Annotated in this window: 22 protein-coding genes; 11 read left to right on the forward strand and 11 right to left on the reverse strand. The window is 64.5% G+C overall.

All coding sequences use genetic code 11. The features are described 5' to 3' along the window. Window positions 1-17: 17 nt before the first annotated feature. Complete coding sequence (hemN, locus tag MTX21_RS21230; protein WP_280966646.1) at window positions 18-1,370, reverse strand: oxygen-independent coproporphyrinogen III oxidase; 1,353 nt, start codon at window positions 1,368-1,370, stop codon at window positions 18-20. Window positions 1,371-1,534: 164 nt separating this feature from the next. On the opposite strand from hemN, the gene MTX21_RS21235 reads away from it, so the two are divergent. The 3 genes from MTX21_RS21235 to MTX21_RS21245 all read left to right on the forward strand — a co-directional run bounded on the left by MTX21_RS21235 (window position 1,535) and on the right by MTX21_RS21245 (window position 4,012). Continuing rightward, complete coding sequence (locus tag MTX21_RS21235) at window positions 1,535-1,741, forward strand: hypothetical protein (RefSeq protein ID WP_280966647.1); 207 nt, start codon at window positions 1,535-1,537, stop codon at window positions 1,739-1,741. A 245-nt stretch (window positions 1,742-1,986) separates the two neighbouring features. Next, window positions 1,987-3,084 carry a copper-containing nitrite reductase gene (gene nirK, locus MTX21_RS21240; RefSeq protein WP_280966648.1) on the forward strand — a complete coding sequence of 366 codons (1,098 nt, stop codon included), beginning with the start codon at window positions 1,987-1,989 and terminating at the stop codon, window positions 3,082-3,084. 49 nt (window positions 3,085-3,133) lie between these two features. Continuing rightward, window positions 3,134-4,012: an SUMF1/EgtB/PvdO family nonheme iron enzyme gene (locus tag MTX21_RS21245; protein ID WP_280966649.1), complete on the forward strand. Its 879-nt coding sequence runs from the start codon at window positions 3,134-3,136 to the stop codon at window positions 4,010-4,012. A gap of 270 nt (window positions 4,013-4,282) precedes the next feature. Here MTX21_RS21245 and MTX21_RS21250 read toward each other — a convergent pair whose 3' ends face one another. The 3 genes from MTX21_RS21250 to MTX21_RS21260 are packed head-to-tail and all read right to left on the reverse strand — an operon-like array spanning window position 4,283 to window position 6,320. Then, window positions 4,283-4,924 carry a GNAT family N-acetyltransferase gene (locus MTX21_RS21250; RefSeq protein WP_280966650.1) on the reverse strand — a complete coding sequence of 214 codons (642 nt, stop codon included), beginning with the start codon at window positions 4,922-4,924 and terminating at the stop codon, window positions 4,283-4,285. Between the two features lie 22 nt (window positions 4,925-4,946). Then, window positions 4,947-5,597: a 3-oxoacid CoA-transferase subunit B gene (locus MTX21_RS21255; protein WP_280966651.1), complete on the reverse strand. Its 651-nt coding sequence runs from the start codon at window positions 5,595-5,597 to the stop codon at window positions 4,947-4,949. Window positions 5,598-5,612: 15 nt separating this feature from the next. After that, window positions 5,613-6,320: a CoA transferase subunit A gene (locus tag MTX21_RS21260; protein WP_279372925.1), complete on the reverse strand. Its 708-nt coding sequence runs from the start codon at window positions 6,318-6,320 to the stop codon at window positions 5,613-5,615. 265 nt (window positions 6,321-6,585) lie between these two features. Between MTX21_RS21260 and MTX21_RS21265 the strand changes: the two genes are divergently transcribed. The 4 genes from MTX21_RS21265 to MTX21_RS21280 all read left to right on the forward strand — a co-directional run bounded on the left by MTX21_RS21265 (window position 6,586) and on the right by MTX21_RS21280 (window position 11,937). Beyond that, the gene (locus MTX21_RS21265; protein WP_280971125.1) at window positions 6,586-8,511 is read left to right on the forward strand and encodes an AsmA family protein; all 1,926 of its coding nucleotides are present in this window, start codon (window positions 6,586-6,588) and stop codon (window positions 8,509-8,511) included. A gap of 222 nt (window positions 8,512-8,733) precedes the next feature. Further along, the gene (locus tag MTX21_RS21270) at window positions 8,734-10,119 is read left to right on the forward strand and encodes an ABC transporter substrate-binding protein (protein ID WP_280966652.1); all 1,386 of its coding nucleotides are present in this window, start codon (window positions 8,734-8,736) and stop codon (window positions 10,117-10,119) included. A gap of 97 nt (window positions 10,120-10,216) precedes the next feature. Next, on the forward strand, window positions 10,217-11,089 hold the full coding sequence (locus tag MTX21_RS21275; RefSeq protein ID WP_280966653.1) for a sugar ABC transporter permease: 873 nt from the start codon (window positions 10,217-10,219) through the stop codon (window positions 11,087-11,089). Then, window positions 11,086-11,937, forward strand: a complete 852-nt coding sequence (locus tag MTX21_RS21280) for a carbohydrate ABC transporter permease (protein ID WP_280966654.1) — start codon at window positions 11,086-11,088, stop codon at window positions 11,935-11,937. Before MTX21_RS21275 ends, MTX21_RS21280 begins: the two co-directional genes overlap by 4 nt. Window positions 11,938-11,993: 56 nt before the next feature. Here MTX21_RS21280 and MTX21_RS21285 read toward each other — a convergent pair whose 3' ends face one another. The 5 genes from MTX21_RS21285 to MTX21_RS21305 form a co-directional block, all read right to left on the reverse strand. Then, window positions 11,994-12,806: an ABC transporter permease subunit gene (locus tag MTX21_RS21285; RefSeq protein ID WP_280966655.1), complete on the reverse strand. Its 813-nt coding sequence runs from the start codon at window positions 12,804-12,806 to the stop codon at window positions 11,994-11,996. A 1-nt stretch (window position 12,807) separates the two neighbouring features. Then, window positions 12,808-13,719 carry an ABC transporter permease subunit gene (locus MTX21_RS21290; RefSeq protein ID WP_280966656.1) on the reverse strand — a complete coding sequence of 304 codons (912 nt, stop codon included), beginning with the start codon at window positions 13,717-13,719 and terminating at the stop codon, window positions 12,808-12,810. Next, window positions 13,716-14,879, reverse strand: a complete 1,164-nt coding sequence (locus MTX21_RS21295; protein ID WP_280966657.1) for an ABC transporter ATP-binding protein — start codon at window positions 14,877-14,879, stop codon at window positions 13,716-13,718. The genes MTX21_RS21290 and MTX21_RS21295 overlap by 4 nt, the downstream gene beginning before the upstream one ends. 69 nt (window positions 14,880-14,948) lie before the next feature. Further along, window positions 14,949-16,409, reverse strand: a complete 1,461-nt coding sequence (locus tag MTX21_RS21300; protein ID WP_280966658.1) for a glycerol-3-phosphate dehydrogenase — start codon at window positions 16,407-16,409, stop codon at window positions 14,949-14,951. A 40-nt stretch (window positions 16,410-16,449) separates the two neighbouring features. Beyond that, entirely contained in the window at window positions 16,450-19,134 is a 2,685-nt protein-coding gene (locus MTX21_RS21305; protein WP_280966659.1) for an EAL domain-containing protein, read from the reverse strand. Window positions 19,135-19,345: 211 nt separating this feature from the next. Between MTX21_RS21305 and MTX21_RS21310 the strand changes: the two genes are divergently transcribed. Next, a complete protein-coding gene (locus MTX21_RS21310; RefSeq protein ID WP_280966660.1) occupies window positions 19,346-20,449 on the forward strand; it encodes an NAD(P)/FAD-dependent oxidoreductase in 1,104 nt (367 codons plus the stop codon). A 109-nt stretch (window positions 20,450-20,558) separates the two neighbouring features. Here MTX21_RS21310 and MTX21_RS21315 read toward each other — a convergent pair whose 3' ends face one another. Next, window positions 20,559-20,744 (reverse strand): DUF465 domain-containing protein, encoded by a 186-nt coding sequence (locus MTX21_RS21315; protein WP_063701369.1) that lies wholly within the window; start codon window positions 20,742-20,744, stop codon window positions 20,559-20,561. Between the two features lie 330 nt (window positions 20,745-21,074). On the opposite strand from MTX21_RS21315, the gene MTX21_RS21320 reads away from it, so the two are divergent. The 3 genes from MTX21_RS21320 (at window position 21,075) to MTX21_RS21330 (ending at window position 21,930) form a co-directional block, all read left to right on the forward strand. Beyond that, window positions 21,075-21,281: a DUF465 domain-containing protein gene (locus MTX21_RS21320; protein WP_280966661.1), complete on the forward strand. Its 207-nt coding sequence runs from the start codon at window positions 21,075-21,077 to the stop codon at window positions 21,279-21,281. 159 nt (window positions 21,282-21,440) lie between these two features. Continuing rightward, window positions 21,441-21,656 carry a hypothetical protein gene (locus MTX21_RS21325; protein ID WP_280966662.1) on the forward strand — a complete coding sequence of 72 codons (216 nt, stop codon included), beginning with the start codon at window positions 21,441-21,443 and terminating at the stop codon, window positions 21,654-21,656. A 22-nt stretch (window positions 21,657-21,678) separates the two neighbouring features. Beyond that, window positions 21,679-21,930 carry a hypothetical protein gene (locus tag MTX21_RS21330; RefSeq protein ID WP_280966663.1) on the forward strand — a complete coding sequence of 84 codons (252 nt, stop codon included), beginning with the start codon at window positions 21,679-21,681 and terminating at the stop codon, window positions 21,928-21,930. Here the strand turns inward: MTX21_RS21330 and MTX21_RS21335 are convergent. After that, window positions 21,927-22,649, reverse strand: a complete 723-nt coding sequence (locus MTX21_RS21335) for a GGDEF domain-containing protein (protein ID WP_280966664.1) — start codon at window positions 22,647-22,649, stop codon at window positions 21,927-21,929. The two genes, MTX21_RS21330 and MTX21_RS21335, sit on opposite strands and share 4 nt — an antisense overlap. Window positions 22,650-22,672 lie beyond the last annotated feature (23 nt).

Genomic DNA, 22,672 nt, shown 5'->3' on the forward strand with positions numbered 1-22,672 from the left:
AGCGGGGCGAGGTGACTTTAAACCGCCCTGCTGTGCAACTGCTTCGCTGCATCGAGATGCGCGTCGAACGCGGCGGCGACGCTGCGGACCAGGAAGCGCGCATCCCGGGCGACGGCGAGACGGTCGCCGTCGAGGCTCACGACACCGTCGGAGACCAGCGACTTCAGCCGTGGTGCCGACTTCAGCATCGCTTCGGGCGCGGCGCCGTGGCGCGCGCAGATCGCGCCAAGATCGACACCGAACTCGCACATGATGCGCTCGATGATGTCGGCGCGCAGCCGATCGTCGTCGGTGAGCCCATAGCCCCTCGCGGTGGCGAAGCGGCCGGCGGCGATGCTTTGCGAATAGGCGCCGATCTGCACCTCGTTCTGGACATAGCCCTGCGGCAGATGTCCGATCGCGCTTGCGCCGAAGCCGAGCAAGACCTCGCTTGTGTCGGTGGTGTAGCCCTGAAAATTGCGGCGCAGCGTCTGCTTCCTGAAGGCTACGGCCATGGAGTCGTCGGCCTTGGCAAAATGGTCGAGCCCGATCTGCACATAGCCGGCCTCCTTCAACGCGGTGGCGATCGCGCAGGCCTGGTCGTGGCGCGCCAGGCCATCAGGCAAGGCGCTCTCATTGATCATGCGCTGGTGCTTCTTGAAATCAGGCACATGGGCATAGCCGAACACCGAGAAGCGCTCGGGTGCGAGCGTCAGCGCGCGCCGCACCGTATCGAGGCAGGAGGCAACGGTCTGATGCGGCAGCCCGTAGATGAGATCGAAATTGATTCCCTTGATTCCGGCCCGCCTCAGCATGTTGACGACTGAAGCGGTCTGCTCGAAGCTCTGCACCCGGTTGATCGCGCGCTGCACGACCGGGTCAAAACTCTGCACCCCGAGGCTGGCGCGGTTGACGCCGGAGAGCCGTAGCGCCTCCGCCATGTCGGCAGTCAGCGTCCGCGGGTCGATCTCGACCGCGATCTCGGCCGAAGGCAGCACGAAGAACGCTGTTCGCATCGTCGCCATCAGCTCGACAAAGGCGTCCGGCGCCATGATCGTCGGCGTGCCGCCGCCGAAATGGAGATGCTCGACCTTGATGCGGCGGCCAACCTTTTCGGCCACCAGCTCGATCTCGCTGCGGAGCATGCGCTGGTAGGCAGCGATGAGACCGTCGCGACGCACGATCTGCGTGTGGCAGCCGCAATACCAGCACATCTCGCGGCAGAACGGCACGTGCAGATAGAGCGAGGCGCTGGCGTTGGTCGGAATTTCGGCCAGCCATGTCGCATAGGCGTCTGCGCCGATGGCACGCGAAAAATGTGGAGCGGTCGGATAGCTCGTGTAGCGCGGCAGATGTTCCTCGCCGTAGCTCGCTGCGAGATCGATTCTCATCTCTTACCCACTCGCAAAATGCCGCCGCAGACGGGCGCGGCAAGTTCAGGAATGCATTCAGCTAGCCCTGATTTGAGGAACTGACCTTGCGCTCGCTCAAAGTCGAACCGCCGGAATACGGCCAGTGTGACGTTCAACCACATATCCCTTTCGGAGATGACGCCATGGCGCCGTTCGCGCTCGAACTCGTTCTCTGGCTGCTCGGCCTTCGCGGTCATATCCCGCGCTTCGACGACTTCCGCCCCGTGCCGGCAGCGCCCCCGAGCGGCACCGGCCATTTGATGCGCGTGCTGGCGATCATGGTTTCGATCATCGCAGCGCTGTCGCTTGCGGTCTGGGGGACGGTCTGGTTGGCGATCCGGCTGCTCTAGCGCCCGCGCGTCCAGACATTCGCAACCGTACGCAACTGAACATGCCAACGATTTGCTGCTGGCCCGACTGATGGCGCGCTGCGTGTCGTCGTGCCGTTCGCGTTACCGATGCTGCTCGGCAAGCCTCTTAGGCATCTTCACGGAGGCGAATTCGGAAAAAGTTTGTTGCAGCGCAAATCATCTTGCGGTGATCGGCGCACACTGCATCCCGTCATCAAAACCATTTCAGATGAAGGATGCTTCCGATGTTCACCCGCAGAGCCGCATTGATCAGCGCCGCCGCGACCGCCCTGATGCTGGCAGCGCCCGCCCTCGCCGCGAACGATCTCAAGCTGCCGCGGCAGAAGGTTGAGCTGGTCGCACCGCCCTTCGTGCACGCACATGAGCAGGCCACCACGCAAGGTCCCAAGATCATGGAGTTCACGCTCACGATCCAGGAGAAGAAGGTCGTCATCGACGAGAAGGGCACCACCTTCCAAGCGATGACCTTCAACGGTTCGATGCCGGGTCCGCTGATGGTCGTGCATGAGGGCGACTATGTCGAAGTGACGCTGGTCAATCCCTCGACCAACACTATGCCGCACAACATCGACTTCCATTCCGCGACCGGGGCACTCGGTGGCGGCGCGCTCACCCTCGTCAACCCCGGCGAGCAGGTGGTGCTGCGCTGGAAGGCGACCAAGACCGGGGTGTTCGTCTATCACTGCGCCCCGGGCGGCCCGATGATCCCCTGGCACGTCGTCTCCGGCATGAACGGCGCCGTGATGGTGCTGCCGCGCGACGGTCTCAACGACGGCAAGGGCCACGCGCTGAAATACGACAAGGTCTACTACATCGGCGAGCAGGATATGTACGTGCCGCGTGACGAGAAGGGCAACTTCAAGTCCTACGAGTCGCCCGGCGAGGCCTACACCGACACCGAAGAGGTGATGAAGAAGTTGACCCCGACCCACGTGGTGTTCAACGGCAAGGTCGGCGCGCTCACCGGCAAGAATGCGTTGACCGCGAATGTCGGCGAGAACGTGTTGATCGTGCATTCGCAGGCCAACCGCGACAGCCGTCCGCATCTGATCGGCGGCCATGGCGACTATGTCTGGGAGACCGGGAAATTCTCCAACGCGCCGGAGACCGGGCTCGAGACCTGGTTCATTCGCGGCGGCTCGGCCGGCGCTGCGATGTACAGATTTCTGCAGCCCGGCGTCTACGCCTACGTCACGCACAATCTGATCGAGGCGGCCGACCTCGGTGCCACCGCGCACTTCAAGGTCGAGGGCAAGTGGAACGATGATCTGATGATGCAGGTGAAGGCGCCTGCGGACATCCCGGCTCCCAACACCAACTAGAGCATGAAGGGGCCGGCTCGCCGGCCCTTTCTTCTTTCGGGGGACCACCATGCTGCTCGCATTCAAGCTGAAACTGATGCTCGCCTGCGCCGCCGGACTCGTCGCGCCCGTGGCCGTCGCGCCCTTGGTCACGGAGGTCGCCACACCAGGCGGGTTCACGGCGCCCGCGATCGTCGAGATCGCACGGGGCCACCTCTCCTATCGCGCCGCCGGTGATTTCACGCGCGGCGGCCGGCAGGCGGAAGCGCCGCTGCGCGACGTCCGCTTTGCAAAGCCGCTCGCGATCATGCGACAGCAGGTGTCATCCGCCGACTACCAGCTCTGCGTGCGGGACGGCGCGTGCCGTGCGCTCGACCGCGGCGTCCTGGTCGCGCCCGATCGCCCCGCAGTGCAGGTGAGCTGGCACGATGCGCAAGCCTATGCCGCCTGGCTGTCGCGCAGGACCGGCACGACGTGGCGGCTGCCGAGCGACGAGGAGTGGGCCTATGCGGCGGGCAGCAGGTTCAGGGACGACGGCCTGCCCGTCGATGCGAGCGATCCGTCAAAACGCTGGATCAGCCGCTATGAGCGCGAGTCCGATCGTGACCTTTCCGACACGACGGCCTATCCGTTCGGCCGCTTCGGCGTCAATGAGCACGGCCTCGCCGATCTTGCCGGCAATGTCTGGGAGTGGACCTCGACATGCTTCGTGCGCTCGCGGGTCGACGAGAGCGGCAAGCCCGCGCGAGAGACCGTGAACTGCGGCGTGCGCGTCGTCGAAGGCGCCCACCGCGCCTACGTCACCGACTTCATCCGCGACGCCCGTGCCGGCGGCTGCGCCCAAGGCGTGCCGCCGGCCAATCTCGGCTTCCGCCTGGTGCGCGAGGAGAGGTCGTGGATCGCGGGCGTGTCGGCGCGGCTCGGCAAGGTGTGGACGGCGCGGTCGTAACGTGTCCGCGCGTTGAAGCGTGAGTTGGAGGAGTGACACAGGCGCCTCACACTCCGTCATTGCGAGCGCAGCGAAGCAATCCAGAATCTTTCCGCGGAGACAACCTGGATTGCTTCGCTGCGCTCGCAATGACGAGATCGGGGGACGTGCATGCCCCGCTCTCGGTGTCATCGCCCGCGAAAGCGGGCGATCCAGTATTGCAGAGGTGGCGACGAATACGGATAAGCCGCGGCGTGCTGGATGCCCCGGTCAAGCCGGGGCATGACAGTGTCAAATGTGGAGACCGCGCGCGAACATTCGAAAGCCCGGTGCACCGATCAAAGCCTCGAAGGCGGGATCACGCCTCTCTTCCGCGGAGACAAATCCGGCCTTGCTGTAGCATCGCTCGGCCGCGTCGTTGCCGATAAGGAACGAAATGGTTGCCCGCGCAAAGCCAGCCGCTCTGCCGGTGTCCAGTGCACGCGCAATCAGCGCCTGCACCAGGCCGCGGCCGCGATAAGCGGGATCGGTCGCGACGTACTCGATCATCCAGTCGCCCTCGCCGCCCTGCACCCAGCAACCCCGAACATAGGCGCCGCGCTGTCGGATGGCTTCGAGCTCGGACGCGGCGAGCCCGGTCGCGGCGGCAACCTCCTCGATCGCGCGCCAGGCCGCAGGTCCCGTGCCGGCCGCAGGCAGCGCGCACAGCGCGGCGGCCGGCTTGCCGTCGACTTCAGCGATGAGGAATTGTGAGACGTGCCAGATCGACACCGCACGCGCGACTGCGATGCGTGCCATGAAATCGAGGCACTGCGCTTCGGGCCACCCGAGCGCGACGTCGAACCAGCCGCGCGGCCGATAGCCGCGCTGCGCCGACAGGATGGTTCTTGCGATGAAATCGGCGTCGTCGGGACGCGCAGACCGTATCGTCATACGCGCCCCATGACCGGTTGCCTTACATATTCTTCAGCGCGACGCGGAATTCCGCCTCGGTCTTGGCCTTGACCTCGTCGAGCGAAACGCCATCGGCGAGCTCGATCAGGGCCATGCCGCCGTCGCCGTGCTTGTCGATGGTGAAGACGGCAAGATCGGTGACGACCATGTCGACGACGCGCTCGCCGGTCAGCGGCAGGTTGCACTTCTTCAGGAGCTTCGGACCGTCCTTGGCGGAATGCTCCATCACCACGACGACGCGCTTGACGCCGGCGACGAGGTCCATCGCGCCGCCCATGCCTTTCACCATCTTGCCGGGGATCATCCAGTTGGCGAGGTCGCCGTTCTGGGCCACCTGCATGGCGCCGAGGATGGAGAGATCCATGTGGCCGCCGCGGATCATGCCGAAGGAGTCCGCGCTGGAGAAATAGGCGGTCGAGGGCAGCTCGCTCACGGTCTGCTTGCCGGCGTTGATGAGGTCCGCATCGACCTCGTCCTCATACGGGAACGGACCCATGCCGAGCATGCCGTTCTCGCTCTGGAGGCTGACATCCATCCCATCCGGGATGTAGTTCGAGACCAGCGTCGGAATGCCGATGCCGAGATTGACGTAATAGCCGTCACGCAATTCCTTCGCGGCGCGCGCGGCCATCTGTTCACGGGTCCAGGCCATGTCGTTCTCCTGATCTTAAGCTGCCGGGCGCGGGCGGGTGTTGCGGAATTCGATGCGCTTCTTGGCGGTGCCGACCTCGACGATGCGCTTCACGAAAATGCCGGGCGTGTGGATGTGGTCGGGATTGAGCTCGCCGGCCGGAACCAGATGCTCGACCTCGGCCACCGTGATCTTCGCGGCGGTCGCCATCATCGGGTTAAAGTTGCGCGCGGTCTTGCGGTAGATGAGGTTGCCGGCGGTATCGCCCTTCCAGGCGTGCACGATTGCGAGGTCGGCGAACAGGCCGCGCTCCATCAGATACTTCTCGCCGTCGAACTCCTTCACTTCCTTGCCTTCGGCGATCAGCGTGCCGACGCCGGTCTTGGTGTAGAACGCCGGGATGCCCGCACCGCCCGCGCGAATGCGCTCGGCGAGCGTGCCCTGCGGATTGAATTCGAGTTCCAGCTCGCCGGCGAGGAATTGCTGGGCGAACAGCTTGTTCTCGCCGACATAGGACGAGATCATCTTCTTGATCTGCCGGGTCTCCAGCAGGCGGCTGAGCCCGATCCCGTCGACGCCGGCATTGTTGGAGACCACTGTGAGGCCCTTGACGCCGGACTCGCGGATCGCGTCCGACAGCTCCTCGGCGATGCCGCAGAGACCGAAGCCGCCGGACATGATCATCATGCCGTCTTTCAGAATGCCGTCGAGGGCCGACTTCGCGTCGGGATAGACCTTGTTCATGCAGGAAACCTTCGGCTTGGAGGCGTCGCGCGCCCTTCATTCGCGGCGATTATTAGGCGAAATGGTCCGAGGCCGTCAATCATACGGGGTTCTCCGCCCCGCCGGTGGGTGATAGAAGCTGCCCACGCCGTGGGCATAACCAGTCCGCGGCCTTGAAAGCGACAAGAAAACCCATCAAGTTGCGGGGGTTGGGCGTGGGCGCGCAGGTTACCCGGCGCACCTTTCCGGCTCCAACGACCAACCCGATCAGGATATGCCATTGACCATGGCCCAAGGAATGAAGCGCCTCGGGACGCCGATCGCGGCGCTGCTCGGCGTCGCGCTGATCGCCCTGATCGCGACCTCATGGCTCATCAACCGCGACACGCTGCGCAGGGCGGTTGAGGCACAGATCCGCGACGTCACCGGGCTCGAGCTCACTGTCGCAGGTGCGATCGATATCTCGATCCTGCCGGCAAGCTACATTTCCTTCCACGACGTCGGCCTCAAGGGCGGCGGCACCAGCGATCCCGCACTTCATGTCGACGTGCTCACCGCCAATTTGCGGCTGCTGCCCCTGCTGCTGCAACGGTTCGAGATCGCCGACCTGATGCTGCTGCGGCCGCATATCCATGTCAGCCTCAAGCCGGACGGCGAGAGCAACTGGACGCCCTTCATCCAGACCATTGCGCGCACGATGAAACCCGGCGCCGACAACCAGGTCTCGTTCTCCGAGATCAGGATCCAGGACGGCGTGCTCAATTACGAGGACGTTGCGACCCACGCCACCGAGAAGCTCGAGGACATCGACCTGTCGCTGGCCTGGCCGTCGATCTCGCGGTCCTTTGCCGCCACCGGTCAGTTCGACTGGCGCGGCGAGCGCGTCGACGGCTCGATCAGCTTCGCCGATTTCGTCGCGGCGCTCTCCGGCGATCGCTCGGGGTTGAAGGCGCGCATCGCCAGCGCCCCGCTCAAGCTCGCCTTCGACGGCAGCGTCGCCAACCGCACCAGCCCGATGATGGAGGGCACCCTCACCATCGACAGCCCGTCCTTGCGCAACGCGCTGCGCTGGACCGGCCAGCCGCAGCCCGGCAGCGGCGGCTTCGGCCGCTTCGCGCTGAAAGCGCGGGCCAATGTCGTGGGCGCCTCGATCGCGCTCACCAACGTCAATGTCGAACTCGACGGTAACGTCGCCGAGGGCGTGATGACCTACGCCAATAATGGCCGGCAGACGCTCCAGGCGACGCTGGCCGCCGACGCACTCGACTTCACGCCCTACATCTCGACCTTCCGCCTGCTGGCGAGTGGCGCGCGCGACTGGAACAGGCAGCTCTTCGATCTCAACGGCCTGTCGAGCACCGATCTCGACATGCGCCTGTCGGCCGCGCGGTTGACGGTCGGACCGTCGAAGCTCGGCCGTACCGCGATCGGCGCGAACCTGCGCAACGGCACGCTGGCGCTCTCGGTCGGCGAAGCGCAGGTCTATGGCGGCATCGCCAGAGGCTCGTTTGGGATTGCACGATCCGACACCGTCGCCGACGTCAAGGCGCAATTCCAGTTCACCGATGTCGACCTTCAGGCCTGCACCTCCGAGCTGTTCGGCATCAACAAGCTGTCCGGCCGCGGCAACATCAACGTGTCGCTCGTCGCCTCCGGTTCGAGCCCGTTCGGTCTCGCCCAGTCGCTCGACGGCACTGCCACCGTGGTCGGGCACGACGGCGCGATCTCGGGCTTCAATGCCGAGCAGCTCCTGAAGCGGCTGGAGCGGCGGCCGCTGTCTGGCGGCGGCAATTTCCGCAACGGCTCGACGCCTTATAACAATCTCACCATCGCGGTGAAGTTCGCCGACGGGATCGCCACCGCCGAGGACATCCGCGTCGAAGGACCTTCGGCCAAGATCACGCTGGCCGGTACAGCCTCGGTCCCGACGCGCGAGTACGACATGAAGGGTGTGGCGAGCCTCAACACCTCCTCCGGCTTTGAGCTGCCCTTCGTGGTGCAGGGCCCCTGGGACGATCCCCTGATCTTCCCCGACCCGGAGAGCCTGATCCGCCGCTCGCCGGCGTCGGCTCCCCTGCTCGACATGCTGAAGGAGCGCAAGACCGGCGACGCCGTTCGCTCCGCAATCGAGCGCATCACCGGCGGAAAGCACCCGGCACCGGAGGGCTCGCCCACGGCGGACAACGGCAAGGCCGGCGCCAAGTCGAACTGAAACCAAATCGAACTGAAAATGCCGATCGACCTGTCGCGATCTGATCAACGCGAAATGATCCGGGCGAATTGATGCGGCGTTTGGATCGATGCGCGGCTGACGCATCTCCACAGCCCTTCACCCCAGACCTAGGTTGGACAAGAAGCCGCTAGATCGGCTAATGCCCATGCGCTAGTGTTTTAGCTAACCGGTTAAAAGGCCGGTCGTTTGAGGGAGAAAAACGTGAGATCCAGGGTTATTGGCGCATTTTCACTCGCGGTCGCTGCGGTCGGGCTGTTTGCCGCCACCGCACCCGCCTTTGCGCAGCAGAAGACGATCACCGTTTGGTGGGGCAAGGGTTTCTATCGATCTGAAGACGACGCGCTGATCGAGGCCATCAAGAAGTTTGAAGCGAAGACCGGCATCAAGGTCGAATTGTCGCAGTACGCGATTCAGGACATGATTCCGAAGACGGTGGCCGCGCTCGATGCCGGCACCGTGCCGGATATCGCCTATTCCGACTCTTATGACGTGCAGGCGCAGGGCAAGTGGGCCTACGAGGGCAAGCTCGAGGATCTGTCCGATGTCATGGAGCCGATCAAGGACAGGTTCGCGCCGAACACGCTGGAAGCGTCGATCCTCTACAACGACGTCACCAAGAAGAAGGCCTATTACGGCTTCCCGCTGAAGCAGCAGAGCATGCACGTCCAGATCTGGGGCGACATGCTGGAGAAGGCCGGCTTCAAGCAGAGTGACATCCCGACCGACTGGACCGGCTACTGGTCGTTCTGGTGCGACAAGGTGCAGCCCGCCATCCGCAAGGCGACCAGCCAGCGCATCTACGGCGTCGGCCAGCCGATGGGCGTGGAATCGACCGATGCCTTCCAGTCGTTCTACACCTTCATGGACGCCTACCATGTCAAGCTGGTCGACGACGACGGCAAGCTGCTGGTCGACGATCCCAAGGTCCGCGACGGCCTGATCAAGGCGCTGAAGGACTACACCGACACCTACATCAAGGGCTGCACTCCGCCCTCCTCAACGACCTGGAAGGATCCGGACAACAACGTCGCCTTCCACAACAAGACGATCGTGATGACGCACAACTTCACGATCTCGATCGCGGCGAAGTGGTACGAGGACTCCCAGAATCAGGCGCTCACGCCCGAGCAGCGCGAAGCCGGCAAGAAGGCCTATGAGCAGGACATCATCACCGCGTCCTTCCCGAAGGCGCCGGATGGATCGACGATCAAGTACCGCTCGGACGTCAAAACGGGCCTGATCTTCACCGCGGCCAAGAACAAGGCCGAGGCGAAGCAGTTCCTCAGCTTCCTGCTCCAGGAAGAGAACGTCCGTCCCTACATCGAGGGCGCGCTCGGCCGCTGGTTCCCGGTGACGAAGGAAAGCCAGGCAAGCCCGTTCTGGCAGGCCGACAAGCACCGCAAGGCGGTCTATAACCAGTTCATGGGCGGCACCGCGCCGTTCGACTTCACCAAGAACTGGAAGTTCACGATCCTGAACAACGAGAACGTCTGGGCCAAGGCGATGAATCGGGTGGTGAGCGAGAAGGTGCCGGTCGACAAGGCCGTCGACGAACTGATCGCCCGCATCAAGCAGGTGGCAGGCTAAATCATCCTCACCTCTCCTTGCCTCTCGCGGGGAGAGGTGCAAGACCATCACCGGCCGCCTAGTGCGGCCGGCAGTCCGTTCTAAAGAGTTCGAAAGAATGGCGATCACGCTCTCTGGCGATCAAACGATACCTTCAGCGCCCTTGTCGTCGCGGCTGACCCCGGCGCAGGTCTGGGGCATCGTGCTGCTCGCGCCCTATCTGCTCGTCTTCCTCGCCTTTGTCGTCTATCCCGTCGGCTACGGGCTGTGGCTGGCACGCGCGCCGGAAAACTATGTCGCGCTCTACAACGACCCGATCTTCGCGCGCGCCGCGGTCAACACGCTGATCTTCCTTGTCATCGGCATCAACATCAAGATGCTGATCGCGCTGTTCCTGTCCGGCTTCTTCGCCCAGCAGCGCACCTGGATCAAATGGCTCTCGGTGATCTTCATCCTGCCCTGGGCGGTGCCGTCGATCCCGACCATCCTGTCGGTTCGCTTCATGCTCAATCCCGAGTGGGGCATGGTCAACCATTTCATCTTCACCCTCACCGGTGACGACGGCCCGAACTGGCTGAACGATCCGACGGTGGCGCTGACTATGGCGATCGCCGTCCACATCTGGAAGTCGCTGCCGTTCTGGACGCTGATCCTGATCACCGGCCGCCTTGCGATCTCGCATGACCTGTTCGAGGCCGCCGAGGTCGACGGTGCGAGCTGGTGGCAGAAATTCCGCTACATCACCTGGCCGTCGATGCAGACACTCTACGTCACCTGCACGCTGCTCTCGATGATCTGGACGCTCGGCGATTTCAACAGCGTCTACCTGCTCACCGGCGGCGGGCCGGCCGACCTGACCCACGTGCTGTCAACGCTCGGCATCCGCTATCTCCGGCTCGATCAGCTCTCGCTGGCGATGGCCTCCATCGTCTGCGCGATGCCGTTCGTGCTGCCGCTCGTGTACTTCATGATGAAACGGTTGTCGCGATGAAGCTCCCTACCTTACGCGAAGTCGCGACCGAAGCGCGGCTATTGCTGATCGGCATTCCCGTCTTCCTTTGGACGATGATCCCGATCTACCACATGTTCCTGTTCGCGATCTCACCGAAGGAGGACGCGTTCTCGGGCAAGCTGTGGCCGGATCATCCGACGCTGCACAACTTCTCGATCGTGTTCAACCAGCAGCACTATTTCCTGCGCGACTTCTATGTGCAGTTCTGGAATTCGACGCTGATCGCGGCCGCCGTCGGCGTGCTGACGCTGTTCATCGCCACCGCCGCGGCGTTCTCGATCTCGCGGCTGCGCGTGCCCGGCGGGCGCGTGGTGATGAACCTGGCGCTCTTCACTTACTTCATCCCGGCGGCGTTCCTCGCCGTGCCGATGTACCGCACCATGGGCAATTACGGCCTGCTCAACAATCACTGGTCGCTGATCCTGGCGATGGTGACGATTGCCTCGCCCTACGCGATCTGGGTGCTCAAGCAGGCCTCCGACAAGCTCCCGGTCGAGCTCGATGAAGCCGCGGTGATGGACGGTGCCACCACGCTGCAGATCTTCCGCCTGGTCTACCTGCCGCTGATGATGCCCTCGCTGGTCGCGATCGGCACCTACGCGGTGCTGCTCGCCTGGAACGAATATCTCTACGCGTTCCTGCTGCTGTCGAACGACCGCGAGATCACGCTCCCCGTCGCGCTCGGCAACTTCCTCGCCGCCGACGACTCGCCCTGGGAGCTGTTGATGACCACCGGCTTCATCTACGCGCTGCCTCCAGCCGCGATCTACTACGCCTTCCGCCGCTACATGGTTGGCGGGCTGACGGCGGGCGCGGTGAAGTCGTAGGGCATTCGCAACGTCATTCCGGGGCGCGCCCCTTGGCGCGTCCCCGGAATGACCACTTAGAGCGGCGCCGCGCTCTCGCCTTGCGAGCTCGACAATTTCGAGGCGAGCGAGGCGATGACGATGACCACCGCGATTACGCCGATCACCAGCGTGCAGATAGCGTTGATCTCGGGCTTCACGCCAAGCCGCACCTCCGAATAGATCCGGATCGGCAGCGTTGCCGAGCCGGGACCGGTGGTGAAGCTCGCGATCACGAGGTCGTCGAGCGACAGCGTGAAGGCCAGCATCCAGCCCGCGACGATCGCGGGCGCGATCAGCGGCAGGGTGACGGACACGAAGGCGCGCACCGGATCGCAGCCGAGATCCATCGCTGCCTCCTCCAGAGAGCGATCGAGCGAACCAAGGCGGGACTGCACCACCACCGCGACGAAGCACATCGTCAGCGTGGTGTGGGCGATCGTCACCGTCCAGAAGCCGCGCTCGGCGTTGAGCGCCACGAACAGCAGCAACAGCGACAGTCCGGTGATCACCTCCGGCATCACCAGCGGTGCATAGAGCATGCCGGAGAACAGGGTGCGGCCGCGAAAGCGCTCACCGCGCGATAGCGCCACCGCGGCGAGCGTTCCGAGTAGCGTGGCAATCGTCGCCGAACCGACCGCGACGCGCAGGCTCATCCACGCCGCCTCGATCATGGCGCGGTCGTTGAAGAACTCGCGGTACCAGCGCAGCGACCAGCCGCCCCACACCGTCACCAGCCGCGAGGCGTTGAAGGAATAGATGACGAGGATGAGGATCGGCAAGTAAAGGAACGCCAATCCCAGCGCGAGCGAGGCGATGTTGAAGCGGGAAAGACGGGAGGGCTTGCGCATCTCACCGCTCCTCCAACTGCCGCCGCTGCAGCCGCTCGTACAGCAACAGCGGCGCCAGCAGCACGATCAGAAGCACGATGGCCGCGGCGGAAGCGACCGGCCAGTCCTTGTTGGTGAAGAACTCGAGCCACAGTGTCTGGCCGATCATCAGCGAGTTGGAGCCGGCCAGAAGATCCGGAATGACGAACTCGCCGACGATCGGGATGAAGCACAGGAGTACACCGGCGCCGACGCCGGGCAGCGACAGCGGAAAGGTGACGAGCCAGAACACTTTTAGCGGCGGGGCGCCGAGATCGGCGGCGGCCTCCTCCAGCGCCGCCTCCATCTTGGCGAGCGTGGCATAGAGCGGCAGGATCATGAACGGCAAGTAGGAATAGACGATGCCGAGATACATCGCGCTGTCGGTGGAAAGCCACACCACGGGCTCACTGACCAGATGCAGCGCCAGCAGGATCTGATTGAGCAGGCCGTCATGCTGCAAGATGTTGATCCAGGCGTAGATGCGGATCAGGAACGAGGTCCAGAACGGCACAATCACCAGCACCATCGCCACCGCCTGCCAACGCCGCGGCAGCCGTGCCATGCCGTAGGCGACGGGATAGCCGATCAGGAGCAGGAGCGCGGTCGCGGTGGCAGCAACGGTGAGGCTGCGCACATAGGCGAACACATAGATCTCGTCGGAGACGAGCAGCTTGAAATTATCGATCGACAGCGCGGCGAACGCGGTCTTGATTGCCGTCCAGCCCGCGGTGAGGTCGAACACGGGCTCGTAAGGCGGCTGCGCGATCGCCGTCTGCGACAGGCTGATCTTCAGCACGAAGCCGAACGGGACCAGGAAGAACAGCGCCATCCAGACATAGGGCGCGATCGCGGCAAACCGCGCCGGCCGGGCGAAGATGCGGCGCGCGCTCATCGGTCGAGCACCATGCAGTCATCGGGGCTGAACCAGGCAACGACGTGCTGGTTGAGGCTATAGGCATCGACGTCGAGACGCGCTGAGTTGGTCACCGAGGACCGCACCATGCCGCCGCCGTCGAGCTTCACCTTGTAGGTGGTAGAGCCGCCGAGATAGCAGATGTCAGCGATCACGCCGTCGAGCTGGTTGATTGCCGATGCCTCGCCCACCGGGGCGCGGCGCGACAGCTTGACCTTTTCGGGGCGGATCGCCACCGACAATCTGGTGCCATCGATCGGCTCGCGCGGCTCGGCCGTCACCAGCGTGCCGGCGTCGTCGGTGGCAATGACCAGACGATGACCATCGCGCAGTTTGAGCTCGCCGCCGAACAGGTTGATGTCGCCGACGAACTCCGCGATCCAGCGGGAGCGCGGAGTCTCGTAGAGCTCGCGCGGGCCTGCGACCTGATCGAGCCGGCCGGCATTCATCACGCCGATCCGGCTCGCCATCGTCATCGCCTCCTCCTGGTCGTGGGTGACGATGATGAAGGTCATGCCGAGCCGGCGCTGGAGCTCCATCAATTCGCCTTGCGTACTCTCGCGCAGCTTCTTGTCGAGCGCGGCGAGCGGCTCGTCGAGCAGCAGAAGCTGCGGTCGGCGTGCCAACGCGCGCGCCAGCGCCACGCGCTGGCGTTGGCCGCCGGAGAGCTGGTCGGGCTTGCGCGCCTCCATCCCTTCGAGCTTCACCAGCGCGACCATCTCCGCCACGCGGGCGGCGATGTCGGCGCGCGCCATGCCGGCGCGCTTCAGGCCGAAGGCGATGTTGTCGCGCACGGAAAGATGCGGAAACAGCGCGTAGTTCTGGAACATCATGTTGATCGGGCGCTCGTGCGGCAGCGCCTGCGCGATGTCCTTGTCACCGAGGAGGATGCGTCCCTCGTCCGGCGCCTCGAAGCCGGCGAGCATGCGCAGCAGCGTGGTCTTGCCGCAGCCGCTGGGACCAAGCAGGGCGAAAAATTCGCCGGCCTTGATGTCGAGCGACACGCCATCCACGGCTCGGAACGTGCCGAACGTCTTGGCGACGCCCTCGATGCGCAGCAATGGCCGGCCGGCCGCCGGCTGCACCTCTCCGCTGGCCGCGACCGCCACGACTTCTGTTCCAGGCACTTCTTCAGACATGTTCCTCGCCAACCCCGATGCCGCCGCACGCTAGCGGCGGATCGGCCTTTGCTCAACCGGTTCGAAATGTCACATGGCGTTGGCCATAAACGCGGCGAGCGCGTCGCGATCGGCCGGAGGCATGGTCAGGCCGAGCTTGGAGCGACGCCACAGGATGTCGTCGGGGAAGCGCGCCCATTCGTGGCTCATCAGATAGCGCACCTCCGCAGCCGTCAGTTCGGGACCAAAGGCGAGGCCGAGTTCGTCGCGGCTCTTGGCTTCGCCAAGCACCGCCGGCAATCGCGTGCCATAGGCCGCGACCAGCCGCTGCGCCTCTGGCTCGGCAAGAAACCGCCAGCGGTCGCGCGCAATGTCGACCTCGGTGTCGAAGCGGTGCCAGGCAAAGTCTCCGCCCGGGAGCGCGGCGCCGGCCGTCCAACGTGGCGACATCGGATAGAACGGCGTCAGCTTCGTCACGGCCCGCTCGGCGCGCAGCCGCGAGGTTGTGACGTCGCCGCCGAACAACGTGATCAACGGCGCCTTGCGGCGGCGCGCGTGGAACAGCGTCGTCCCGTCGCGCCCGCGCACGGAGGCCAGCGTCAGGTTGACGCCGGAGATGGTTCGCACCACGTCGGTCGGCGTGACCCGCTCGCGAAAATAGCGGCTTACCGCCTCGCACAGATAGGTGACGTCGGCGCCTCGTATCGCCACGATTGCAGGATCGCCCGTGAAGGCGTGCGTGACCGTGCCGATCAGCGTGAACTCGCGTTCGAAGGGGCTCGCGAAGATCAGCCGCCCGTCGCTGTTCTGAAACACATAGACGTTGTCGGACTCGAACAGCCGCGGCACGACAATCTGACTCATCTGCATCGCCGCCATGGGGGGCGACGGCTGGCGCAGCACGGTCTCCGCAACGAGCGGCGTCCAGCCGCCGGAGGCATTGGCGAGCGCGCGCGCCGTGATCACCCGGCGGTTGCCGCGATCGACCACTGCGAGCCGCCAGACGTCGGTTCTATCAGCGCGCACGCAGCGCACCCCGGTCCGGATCGCAGCGCCGCGCTCGGCTGCGTCCAGTGCCGTGAGCACCACCAGCCTGGAATCATCGACCACGCAGTCCGAATAATCGAAGGCGGTGCCGAACGGACGCTTCAGCGCGTTGCCGACCGGATGGTGGGTAATGTCGAGGGTCGTCGATCGCGGCAGGCCACTGCGATCGGCAAGGCTGTCATAGAGGAACAGGCCGGCGCGCAGCAGCCAGGGCGGCCGCTCGTCGGAATGCGCGGGGATCACGAAGCGCATCGGCCGGACCAGATGCGGCGCAATGGACAGCCAGATCCTGCGTTCGGCGAGCGCCCGGCGCACGCGCCAGAAGCCCCGACGTTCCAGCACCGACAGATCGCCATGGATCAGACGCGGCGTCGCCGACGATGCGGCGCCGCCCAGATCGCCCTGCTCGAACAGGATGACGCGCAGGCCGCGGCCGGCAGCATCGCGCGCGATACTGACACCGTTGAGGCCGCCGCCGATGATCGCGAGGTCGTAATCCGCCATGAAACCGTCGAGAGGGAGCGAAGCAAGCGTCCGCCCACCACTAGCCGGTCTTGAGTGCAAGCTCCATTGTCTCGGCACGTCCGATCAGGCCGGCATACTGCTCGATCGGCTTGGGCTTGCCGAGCAGATAGCCCTGCACGCCGTCGCATCCCTCCCTGGCGAGGAATGCGAGTTGTTCGACGGTCTCGACGCCTTCGGCGATGATCGACATTTCCAGGCCGTGGCCGAGATCGATCACGGCGCGGACGATCGCCGCCGATTGCGGGTTACGTCCGAGGTTGATGACGAAGGCGCGGTCGATCTTGATCTTGTCGAACGGGAACGCCTGGAGATAGCTCAGCGAGGAGTAGCCGCTGCCGAAATCGTCCATGGAGATGCGTACGCCGAGCGCCTTCAGCCGACGTAGCAGCGCAAGGCCCCGGTCGAAATCCTCGATCAGAACACCCTCGGTGATTTCGAGCTCCAGCCGACCGGGCGCAAGGCCCGTCTCAAGCAGAATGGAATGGACGAGCCCAACCACGTCGCCGTGCATGAACTGCGCCGGCGACAGGTTGACCGCGACCTGGAGCGGCTTCGGCCATGACGCCGCCTCGCGGCAGACCTCGCGCAGGATCCATTCGCCCATCTCGACGATCAGGCCGCTTTCCTCCGCGATCGGGATGAACTCCGCCGGCGAGACCTGACCTCGCATCGGATGCTGCCATCGCGCCAGCGCCTCGAACCCGATGATCTCGGTCTCGGCGACGCTGTTGCCCGCAATGCCCTGCGGCTGGAACGCCAGCGACAGTTCTCCGTTCTTGATCGCCTTCGACAGGTCCTGGTGCAGCACGCGGCGGTCGCGGATCTGCTGGTCCATCTCGGGCTGGTAGAGGCTGATCGAGCCGCGCGACTTCTGCTTGGCACGGAATAGCGCCGCGCCGGCGTTGGCGAGCAGCGAGGCGCCGTCCGCGCCATTGTGCGGGAAGATCGACATGCCGGTGGTGACACCGGCGCGGACCGCGCGGCCGTCGATGTGGAATTCCTGGGCCAAGGCGTCGCCGAGCTGCCGGGCCAGCGCAAGCCCGGTGTCCGGCTGCTTGCCGTCGATGATCAGGCCGAACTCGTCGCCGGACAGGCGCGCCACCACGCCGCCGCGCGCGGCATCCTGGAGCCGCTGGGCCACCTCGACCAGGAGCTTGTCGCCGACAGCATGGCCAAAGACGTCGTTGACCTCTTTCAGCCCGTCGAGGTCGATGCAAAGCACGGCGAACTCCTCGCCAGTGCCCTCACAGGCCTCGATCATCTGGGTCAGCGCCTGAAGGAACGCGGCGCGGTTCGGCAGGTCGGTGAGGCCGTCGTGATAGGCCATATGCGCCATCCGCGACTCGGTCTGGCGGCGGTCGGTGACGTCCTCGTGGGTCTTGATCAGATATTGCGGCTCGCCGGAATCATTGAGCACGGTGGCGCGGCGGGTCAGGAACAGCCGCAGGCCGTCCTTGGTGGAGATCGGATGCTCCTCGGTGATCATCCCGCGCTTCTTGATCGCCGCCTCGTCGCGCGCGATGATCAGCTTCGCCTCTTTGGCGTTGAAAATGTCGGCGGCGGTCAGACCCGTGGCTTCCTCGCGCTTGCGGTTGAGGATTGTTTCCGCGCTGCGATTGGCAAGCAGGTAGCGCCCGTCCTTGACCTGCTCCACGATCAGCGCCACCGGGATGTTGTCGACCACGAGGTCGAGGAATTTCTTGGCGCTCTCCAGCTCCTGCGACAGCGAGCGCCGGTCGGTGATATCCTCGAACACCACCAGCAGGAATTCCGGCTGATTGCTCTCGTTGCGGACCACGATCCGGATCGAGGCCACCATGCGCCGCGCCGCACCGCGCTCGACCTCGAACTGGTTGCGGAACTGTCCGTCGCTCGCTTCGAGCGCCGCCCGGTCGGTGGCCTCGATGGTGGCCGCCGAGGCGGGCGCGAACAGCTCGCTCGCATTCTTGCCGACGACCTGGTCCCGCGAGAAGCCCCAGAACCGCTCATAGGCGCTGTTCGCGAAGATGTAGCGGCCGTCCTCGATGTTCTTCGCGGCCACGCAGGCGGGCACGTTGTCCAGCACTGTTTCCAGGAACTGCTTGGTGGACGCGAGTTGCCGCGACAGCTTGCGCTGCTCGCTGACGTCGAGATGCGTAGCCACCGAGCCGCCGTTCGGAAGCACGAAGTACTTCACGAGGATGGCGCGCCCGTCCGGCAATTCGGTGATCAGGCCGTTCGGGCTGGACGCATTCTCATAGAACTCGTCGTCGGAAACACCGAGGACCCCGCGGTCGCGCCGCAGCTTGAGAATGTCGTTCCCGGTCATGTTGGCCCAGAGGTCCGAGCGCGATAGGCCGTAGATATCGAGGTAGCGGTCGTTGCAGAACATGATGCGCTGCTGCGCATCCGTCATCACCACGCCCTGGTTGAGATTGTTCATGGCGGAGGAGACGAACGCGTTACGGCGCAACTGCGACCGCTTGGCCCGGCGCAACGCCGAATGGATCCATAGTGCGATCGCGGCCAGGAAGGTGCAGACGGCAATGCCCCCGATCAGGGCCTCCCAGACCACACTGGGATCGAGCCTGCCGATATAGCTCGGCGGAGCGAATTGGTCGGACAGTGCAAAAGCGCGTGCAGGCGCAGCCGCGCAGGCCAGGCACACCGCGGCCTGCACAGGAATCAGTATCGTGCTGCCCGCGTGCCAGTTCTTGTCAGCCATCAGCCACCCGCGATTTCCACTGCGGATTGTCTGGCTTCACGGGTTTGGATCGGGTAAACGCCTGTACGCGCGACAGAAAAATGTGACGTGAAATACGGCAATTGCCCTGACATGATAAATGCTTCCTTAACGGAAGGCGGCCTTGTGGCCCGTTTTCCAGGCAAACAGGCCCTCGCGCCATCGGCGTTTCCAGCAAAAGCTCTGCACTTCCATGGATAGGGTCGACTGCGTCGTCATCGGAGCGGGCGTCGTCGGGCTCGCGGTCGCCCGACGGCTCGCCCAGGCCGGGCGCGAGGTGATCGTGCTCGAGGAAGCGGAGGCCATCGGCACCGTCACGTCCTCGCGCAACAGCGAGGTTATCCATGCCGGCATCTACTACCGCGCCGGGAGCTGGATGGCCCGCATGTGCGTCAGCGGCAAGCACGCGCTCTACCGTTACTGCGCCGAGCGCGGCATCCCGCACAAAAACTGCGGCAAGCTGATCGTTGCGACCACTCCGAAAGAGACCGAGAAGCTGCAATCGATCAAGGCCCACGCCGAAGCCAACGGCGTCCTCGACATGCAGTTGCTCGCGGGCGAGGCCGCCCGCGCACTTGAGCCGGCGCTCGCTTGCGATGCCGCGCTGCTCTCGCCTTCGACGGGCATCATCGACAGCCACGCCTACATGCTCTCGCTGCGGGGCGAGGCCGAGGCGGCCGGCGCGGCCTTTGCGTTTCACACGCCGCTGATCCGGGCCAAGGCCTCGGGCGGTGTCATCGAGATCGATGCCGGCGGCGACGCTCCGATGACGCTGCAATGCGCCTTGCTCGTCAACGCCGCCGGCCTCGCGGCGACCACAGTTGCGCGCCACATTGACGGAATGCCGCTGGAACGGATTCCGCCGGCCTATCTCGCCAAGGGAAATTACTTTAGCTGCAGCGCCAGGGCGCCGTTCTCGCACCTGATCTATCCGGTGCCCGAGCCAGGCGGACTCGGCGTGCATCTGACGCTGGACATGGCAGGCCAGGCGCGGTTCGGTCCGGACGTCGAATGGATCGAGACGGTCGACTACGCGGTCGACCCGTCGCGCGCCGAGCGCTTCTATCCGGCCATTCGCGAATACTGGCCGACGCTGCCTGACGGCGCGTTGATGCCGAGCTATTCAGGCATCCGTCCGAAGATCGTGCCGCCGGCGGTCGCCACGCAGGATTTCCTGATGCAGGGCCCGCGCGATCATGGCGTCGAGGGCCTGATCAATCTGTTCGGCATCGAATCGCCGGGATTGACGTCATCGCTTGCGATCGCGGATCACGTCGCCGCACTCGCAGGAATCTAAATCGCGCGCAATGATGATTGCGCGGTGGTCCTCACCGCAGGGACGAGCGCAACCGCGCTCATCCCTGCATGAAGGGATACGGTCAACTCTACGCTGTGTACGGGGATGACTAGTGAAGCGTGTCGTCCGAGTTGTGCTTCAACCGCTCGATCTGGTCCTTGACCATCAGCTTCCGGCGCTTCAACTCAACAATTTGCAGGTCGTCTGTTGAAAGGTGCACGAGTGCTTCGTGCAATTCGTTTTCGAGAAGTTTGTGTTTCCGCTCCAATTCAACCAGATGTGCCTGAATTGTCATTCGAAACCTCCTCGGTAGGGTTGAACCTTAGGATTCGATCCGGACGGCGAAGTGTACATCAGCGATTCCTTCTGTCGATGATTATCCGTTGTCGCACCGTCATTTTTGAAAATTCATATGTAATGAAGCGTGAGTACGGAACCGCCCCGGAAAAACCCGTGATATCAATGCGCTCGTCCAGTGCCGCAGCGATCTACTGCACCATGTTGCAAGAGAACGGTGCGTGACGACCGAGATCGCTTGCGATCACGCCGCGCAAGGACGATAATTTCCACAGGACGTCCACAGCCTTGTCTTAGCGCTCATCGGGTTTTTCGGCCACCGCAGATCATGACCAATGAAAATGAGCGCGAGCTCGAAGCCGAGCTCGCCCGGTTGCAGCAGGAACACCGAGATCTCGATGCGGCGATCGATGCGCTGCATCAATCGCCCGCCCCCGACCTATTGCGGTTGCAGCGCCTCAAGAAGCGCAAGCTGTTGTTACGCGACCGGATCGCGTTCATCGAAGACCAGATCACGCCCGACATTATCGCCTGATCGCGACGCGCCTTTCGTGGCGGCTCGCCTTCAAAAGCGCCGGCCATGTCTCCGAACCAATTGGTCTGCGAACATCTGGCGCGCAGCGCGGGATTCCGCTTGACTCACTTGGAACAAAAAGAGAACATTTGGGAGCCAACCGCCCCAGGAAAACACCCAATGCCAGCACCCCTTTTCGACAACAGTCACTATGAACAAGCCTGCGATCAGGCGATCGCGATGTGCGACGGCAACCTGCGCAGCACCATCAAGGCGCTGATCATGGCCAACGAATATCTGGAGGCGGAGCTCGAGGAATTGCAGGCGGCGATTTCGGCCGGCTGCATCCCCGAGACCTCGCGCGGCGAGATGCGGAGCAAGAGCAGCGCCGCCTGATGCCACCATCCGGAGCAACGCCATGTCGGATATCACCTACTACGTTGCAATGCCCTTCCTGATCGATGCCAGCGGATCGCCGGTCGCAGGCACCGCGGAGGAATGCCAGAATTCGGCGGCCGCCCTGCGGCGCGCCGAAATCCTGGCGCGCAGCGCAGGCCACATCGGCGCGATCGCGTTCAGCCGCAGCGGCGATCCCATGACCGGCGAGTTCGGCGACCCCAAGCTGCTGCGGAAATTCGGCAGCGTGCCGGAAGACCTCGGCGCCCTTTAGATCAGGTGCTGACCAGCCCGATCCGCGGCTCGTGGTGACGTTGGCTCGTGCCGCCGATGCGCCTTGCGTACATACATCGCGGCGTCGGCCTCTTCCAGCACACGGCCGGCATCGGACTGCGGCCCGAGCAGCGCCACGCCGGCGGACGCGCCCGCGTTCACACGCTGGCCGCGGAAGACGAACGACAGCTCGTCGATCGCCTGCTCAAAGGTCGCGGCCTTTGCCTTGGCGTCGGTTTCGCTGAGATTCCACAGCAGCAGCGCAAATTCGTCGCCACCGAGACGGCCGACCACATCGGACGCGCGCACCTGGCGCGTCAGTGTGGCGGCGATCACCTTGAGGACCTCGTCACCCGCGGCGTGGCCGAAGGAGTCGTTGATCGGCTTCAGCCGGTCGACATCGAGCACAATCAGCGCGCCGCTGGCGCGGTAGCGCTTCATGTAGGCGATGGCGCGCTGGAGCTCGCGCTCGAAGCCGCGCCGATTGGGAATTTCGAGCAGGAAGTCCGTATCGGCCACCGCCTCGAGTTCCGCCACCCGCTGCAGGGCCTCCTTGAGCTTGGTCCGCAGGCTGCGGATCGTCGCCTTGGCGCCGTCGCCGGCCGGCACGCGACGCCGCGCCAGCCCGGCCGGACGCTTGGCCGCGGTCTTGAACCGGCTCCCGCTGGTCTTTCGGCCCTTTTTGGCCTTCGCAGCGATAGCCCTTTTTGGTTTCTTCATGGGCATCCTGCTCAATGAAGGCT

The organism is Bradyrhizobium sp. ISRA430, assembly GCF_029909975.1.
Lineage (GTDB): Bacteria > Pseudomonadota > Alphaproteobacteria > Rhizobiales > Xanthobacteraceae > Bradyrhizobium.

What these genes read in the sequence shown, in the direction of transcription:
- hemN (WP_280966646.1), bottom strand. Translation starts at nt 1,370, where the DNA reads ATGAGAATCGATCTCGCAGCGAGCTACGGCGAGGAACATCTGCCGCGC.
- MTX21_RS21235 (WP_280966647.1), top strand. Translation starts at nt 1,535, where the DNA reads ATGGCGCCGTTCGCGCTCGAACTCGTTCTCTGGCTGCTCGGCCTTCGC.
- nirK (WP_280966648.1), top strand. Translation starts at nt 1,987, where the DNA reads ATGTTCACCCGCAGAGCCGCATTGATCAGCGCCGCCGCGACCGCCCTG.
- MTX21_RS21245 (WP_280966649.1), top strand. Translation starts at nt 3,134, where the DNA reads ATGCTGCTCGCATTCAAGCTGAAACTGATGCTCGCCTGCGCCGCCGGA.
- MTX21_RS21250 (WP_280966650.1), bottom strand. Translation starts at nt 4,924, where the DNA reads ATGACGATACGGTCTGCGCGTCCCGACGACGCCGATTTCATCGCAAGA.
- MTX21_RS21255 (WP_280966651.1), bottom strand. Translation starts at nt 5,597, where the DNA reads ATGGCCTGGACCCGTGAACAGATGGCCGCGCGCGCCGCGAAGGAATTG.
- MTX21_RS21260 (WP_279372925.1), bottom strand. Translation starts at nt 6,320, where the DNA reads ATGAACAAGGTCTATCCCGACGCGAAGTCGGCCCTCGACGGCATTCTG.
- MTX21_RS21265 (WP_280971125.1), top strand. Translation starts at nt 6,586, where the DNA reads ATGGCCCAAGGAATGAAGCGCCTCGGGACGCCGATCGCGGCGCTGCTC.
- MTX21_RS21275 (WP_280966653.1), top strand. Translation starts at nt 10,217, where the DNA reads ATGGCGATCACGCTCTCTGGCGATCAAACGATACCTTCAGCGCCCTTG.
- MTX21_RS21280 (WP_280966654.1), top strand. Translation starts at nt 11,086, where the DNA reads ATGAAGCTCCCTACCTTACGCGAAGTCGCGACCGAAGCGCGGCTATTG.
- MTX21_RS21285 (WP_280966655.1), bottom strand. Translation starts at nt 12,806, where the DNA reads ATGCGCAAGCCCTCCCGTCTTTCCCGCTTCAACATCGCCTCGCTCGCG.
- MTX21_RS21290 (WP_280966656.1), bottom strand. Translation starts at nt 13,719, where the DNA reads ATGAGCGCGCGCCGCATCTTCGCCCGGCCGGCGCGGTTTGCCGCGATC.
- MTX21_RS21295 (WP_280966657.1), bottom strand. Translation starts at nt 14,879, where the DNA reads ATGTCTGAAGAAGTGCCTGGAACAGAAGTCGTGGCGGTCGCGGCCAGC.
- MTX21_RS21300 (WP_280966658.1), bottom strand. Translation starts at nt 16,409, where the DNA reads ATGGCGGATTACGACCTCGCGATCATCGGCGGCGGCCTCAACGGTGTC.
- MTX21_RS21305 (WP_280966659.1), bottom strand. Translation starts at nt 19,134, where the DNA reads ATGGCTGACAAGAACTGGCACGCGGGCAGCACGATACTGATTCCTGTG.
- MTX21_RS21310 (WP_280966660.1), top strand. Translation starts at nt 19,346, where the DNA reads ATGGATAGGGTCGACTGCGTCGTCATCGGAGCGGGCGTCGTCGGGCTC.
- MTX21_RS21315 (WP_063701369.1), bottom strand. Translation starts at nt 20,744, where the DNA reads ATGACAATTCAGGCACATCTGGTTGAATTGGAGCGGAAACACAAACTT.
- MTX21_RS21320 (WP_280966661.1), top strand. Translation starts at nt 21,075, where the DNA reads ATGACCAATGAAAATGAGCGCGAGCTCGAAGCCGAGCTCGCCCGGTTG.
- MTX21_RS21325 (WP_280966662.1), top strand. Translation starts at nt 21,441, where the DNA reads ATGCCAGCACCCCTTTTCGACAACAGTCACTATGAACAAGCCTGCGAT.
- MTX21_RS21330 (WP_280966663.1), top strand. Translation starts at nt 21,679, where the DNA reads ATGTCGGATATCACCTACTACGTTGCAATGCCCTTCCTGATCGATGCC.
- MTX21_RS21335 (WP_280966664.1), bottom strand. Translation starts at nt 22,649, where the DNA reads ATGAAGAAACCAAAAAGGGCTATCGCTGCGAAGGCCAAAAAGGGCCGA.